At 43.8% G+C, this 4,112-nt stretch carries 4 protein-coding genes; all 4 read left to right on the top strand.

The annotated features are described in order from the left end of the window. Nucleotides 1-439, top strand: a 439-nt coding sequence (locus J6U00_RS08875) for a GtrA family protein (protein ID WP_296581117.1), incomplete at its 5' end; no start/stop codon positions are given. Beyond that, a complete protein-coding gene (gene dusB / locus J6U00_RS08870; RefSeq protein WP_296581115.1) occupies nt 432-1,451 on the top strand; it encodes a tRNA dihydrouridine synthase DusB in 1,020 nt (339 codons plus the stop codon). The genes J6U00_RS08875 and dusB, both read left to right, overlap by 8 nt. Nucleotides 1,452-1,659: 208 nt before the next feature. Continuing rightward, the gene (locus tag J6U00_RS08865; protein ID WP_296581114.1) at nt 1,660-2,931 is read left to right on the top strand and encodes a CapA family protein; all 1,272 of its coding nucleotides are present in this window, start codon (nt 1,660-1,662) and stop codon (nt 2,929-2,931) included. A gap of 434 nt (nt 2,932-3,365) precedes the next feature. After that, nucleotides 3,366-4,112, top strand: a 747-nt coding sequence (locus J6U00_RS08860; RefSeq protein WP_296581112.1) for a cohesin domain-containing protein, incomplete at its 3' end; no start/stop codon positions are given.

The following is a 4,112-nucleotide window of genomic DNA, read 5'->3' as shown; positions in this document are numbered from 1 at the left end:
CTTATATTTCAATTATGAGGACAAGTGGCTCTACCTGTTTTTCGGAGGACTTACCACATTTGTCAGCTTTGCATCAGCAGGCTTTGCAAAATGGGTTCTCGAGAGATGGGGAGGATTTGATGACGGGGCAGTAAGCGATATCAGTACAGTGTTTTCATGGGTATGCGCAGTAACATTTGCGTATCTCACAAACAGAGTATGGGTATTTGACTCCACAACTAAAGGCGCAAAGAATCTTATTGTAGAAGGCGGAAAGTTCTATGGCGGAAGAGTCTTCACACTTGCTGTTGAATGGCTGATCATGAGAGTAGGTTATGCCATGATCGGACTTAACTACTGGGTAGTTAAGGTATTGGCAAACGTGATTGTTCTTATACTCAATTATGTTATAAGCAAGGTATTTGTATTTCGCAAGAAAAAAGAGGAAGTCAATGGCTGATACTATAATAAATATAGGCGGCGTTGAGATCAGGAAAACTGCAGCGCTTGCTCCGATGGCGAGCGTAGCGGACCGAGCATACCGTCTTATGTGCAAGCGGTTCGGTGCCGCTTATACTGTCAGTGAGATGGTATCTGCCAAGGGAATTTGTTACAGTGACCGGAAGACTGCTGAGCTATGCACAGTTACGGATGAGGAACGTCCAATGGCGGTACAGCTTTTTGGAAGCGAGCCAGATTTCATGGCGGAGGCTGTCAAGATAGTCCTTGACTATAATCCGGATATTATTGATATAAATATGGGATGTCCTGTTCCTAAGGTCATCGGTACCGGAGCTGGTTCGGCTCTGATGAAAGACATAAAACTCGCGGCTGAGATCACAGGCGCTGCGGTAAAAGCAGCAGGAAGTGTTCCTGTTACTGTTAAGATCAGAAGCGGATGGTCGTCAGAAACAGTTAACGCTGCTGAAATGGCAAAAGCGCTTGAAGCATCAGGAGCGTCTGCAATAGCGGTCCACGGACGCACACGTGATCAGTTTTACAGCGGGCGGGCTGATCTAAGTATTATCAGAAAAGTTAAAGAGTCGGTTAGCATTCCTGTCATCGGCAACGGAGATGTTGTAGATGCGGATTCGTGTATTAATATATATAATGAGACCGGATGCGACCTAGTAATGATAGGCCGTGGAAGTTACGGAAATCCTTTTATATTTGAAGAGATAGAAGCTGCGCTTGGTGGAATTGATTACAAATCACCGACAGTTGAGACGCGTATGAAGGTGATGCTTGAGCACATACGCCTTATCCTTGATCTTAGTTTGAAGAATGAGGAACTAGCCATGCATGAAGCAAGAAAGCATGCTGCATGGTATATGAACGGCTTCTACGGCTCAGCAAAATTCAGGGGAAGATGCTATCAGCTGTCATCATACATTGAGGCAGAAACTCTTGCGAATGAGTTTATTCAGCTCCAGAACAGCAGAATAAACAAAAATATCGATAAAATTTCGTGAAAACTAACAAAGAGTGCTTTAGGCACGATTTGTCAGCTGTGTAAATGGCTTAGAATAGGCGAAAACACGCCTTAATCCAATCAATTAGCAAATAAAACTGCCTGTATTTATCAGGCGCAATCATACAATTAGTAATTGCAATTGAAAAATCAATGTGATATAATATAGTCGCGGAAGTATATCTCCCGCGCTGAAAGGGACGATTAAGATGAAGTTGAGAAAAGGTCGTGCCGTAGCTGCAATTGCAGTGCTGGCAGTCATTCTTGTGTCAGGTGTTGGCTGTGCTACAAAGCTGGTAGGCGGCGAGGGTGAAAACAGCAACTCTGGTGGTAGTGATGTACCACAGGTAACTACTGAGTTACCGACTGAAGAACCCACTACTGAACCTGTCCCGGAGGACAAGCGCGTTCATGTCGTAGCGGCTGGTGATAATCTTATTCACTATTCAGTATACAAGAATGCGGAAAAGCTGGCAGGTCCCGGTGAAAGATTTGACTTCAAGCCTCTTTACAAGAATGTTAAGTACATCATAGAGGATGCTGATCTCGCTATCCTGAATCAGGAGACGATAATAAGTCAGAGCAATGATATACGCGGTGCAAACGGCGGTGCTCTATTGTTCAATTCTCCTCCGGAAGTTGCAGATGCGGTAATTGACCTCGGTTTCGACGTTTTCACAATGGCAAATAATCATCTTCTTGATTTTGGTGCTGATGCTCTTGAGGAATCCATCAACTTCTGGAATCAGAAGGCTGAAGAGAATGACCTTACTGTTCTCGGTGCTTATCTCAATAATGATGATGCGAATGATATCCGTATCCGTGAGGTGAACGGAGTAAGAATAGCGTTCCTTGCTTATGCGGAGCATATAAACGGATTTGAGTTCCCGGCAGGTTCCCCCCTCAGGGTAGTAATGAATTCGGAAGAAGATGTTATTGAGCGGCAGATAAAGGAAGCCAAGGAAAAGGCAGATGTTGTCATTGTTGCTGCACACTGGGGCGTTGAAGATACTCACCTTGTATCAGAGGATCGTATAGAACTTGCCAATAAGATGGTAAACTGGGGAGCTGACGTAATACTCGGCTGCCACACTCACACTGCGGAGACCATGGAATGGATCACCCGCGATGACGGAACCAGAGGCTTTGTTTTCTATTCAATGGGAAATTTCATCTGTGCACAGACTGATAACTTCAACCTTGTCGGTGAGATGCCGGATTTTGACATAGTAATGAATGGTGAAACAGGTGAGATCACGCTTGAAAATGTCGGCGCTATCCCGAATATCATCCATTATGAATCGCCTGATTTCGCAAATCTTGCAGTATACCCATACAGCAAATATACACCTGAACTTGCGGCGGCTCATGGAGTCCCGTATGCGATACCTCAGGGCACTTACACAAGCTTTGGCTGGGACATACTTAATGATATAATTAACGAGAGTATACCAGTAGAATTCCAGAAGCTTGATAAATAATAAATTTGTTCATATTACATTCACAAAGGCTATTTCAGGTTGAATTTAGGACATTTTTTCGATTGTGCAAACCGTGCAAAAAACATGCTGAATGTTTAGATAAAATACCAAAAACGAAATAAACCTATTTACATTTCTAAGGACCTGATATATAATGAAATCATGAATAAATATGGATTATGGGATTGCCATCTCTTCACGACTGTAAGAGGCATTTAGGGCTAATGGCAGTTGTGTGAGAAAAAGATTATCCGTACTCGGCGTGTACATACGTTTCTGGTTGTACGGACAGCTTTTTGCACTCATAAAACTGTGTTTATGCATTTCATGATTTATCAATGCGGCTTCAGAAGCTGCGATCCAAGTCAAGATATAATAAAAGGGGCTCCTGTTCCTTTGTTATATAACACTAATGAAGAAGGAGGAAAAAAATCATGAAGACAAAAAAGATAGTCATCGGAGCTATGGCTGCAGCGATGCTTTCACTTTCAGTATGCTCTATCGCTCCCGCTGTTGCGGCTGACGAAACAGTGCAGATTTCCGCCAGCAAGACAAATGCGGAGGCAGGAGGGGCATTTTCTGTGGATGTGTCACTGGCTGATATTCCGAGTACTGGACTTCAGTGCTGCAATTTCGCTATCAAGTATGATCCGAAGGTTCTCACAATCACTGACATTAAGGCAGGTACGCTGGCAGGAAGCGTAAGCGGTGATTCATCATCATCAATGCTTCCGAATTTCGGCAACTATTCACAAGAGGGGCTTATCAGCGTAGCATGGTCGACATCAGTTGATGATTCGTCCAAGTGGCTGAAAGGTGAGGGTACTTTCTGTACTATCAGTGGAACCGTTTCGGCAAATGCCGCTAACGGAACAGTTTCCGAAATCACAATTGTTCCTACTGACCGTGAGACATACTCTGGTTCAGGTGTGAAGAACGATGCATTTGACTGCGGTTACCTTAAAGATGGCGTTAAGGTTAACTTCAATGTTAAGGCTAATGCTGGTAGCGTAACAATCGGTAAAGTTACCGATACCACAACAACTACTACAACACAGCCTACTACAACAACTACAGCTTCACAGGGTGGTGACATCGAGGTTACACTCAAGGGTGATGCTAACGTTGATGGCAAGGTAACAATTGCTGATGCAGTTGCTATTCTCCAGTCTATCGCAAAT

The organism is Ruminococcus sp., from assembly GCF_017650195.1.
In the GTDB taxonomy this organism is placed as follows: Bacteria; Bacillota; Clostridia; order Oscillospirales; family Ruminococcaceae; genus Ruminococcus.
This window is presented reverse-complemented; position numbering and strand designations above follow the sequence as displayed.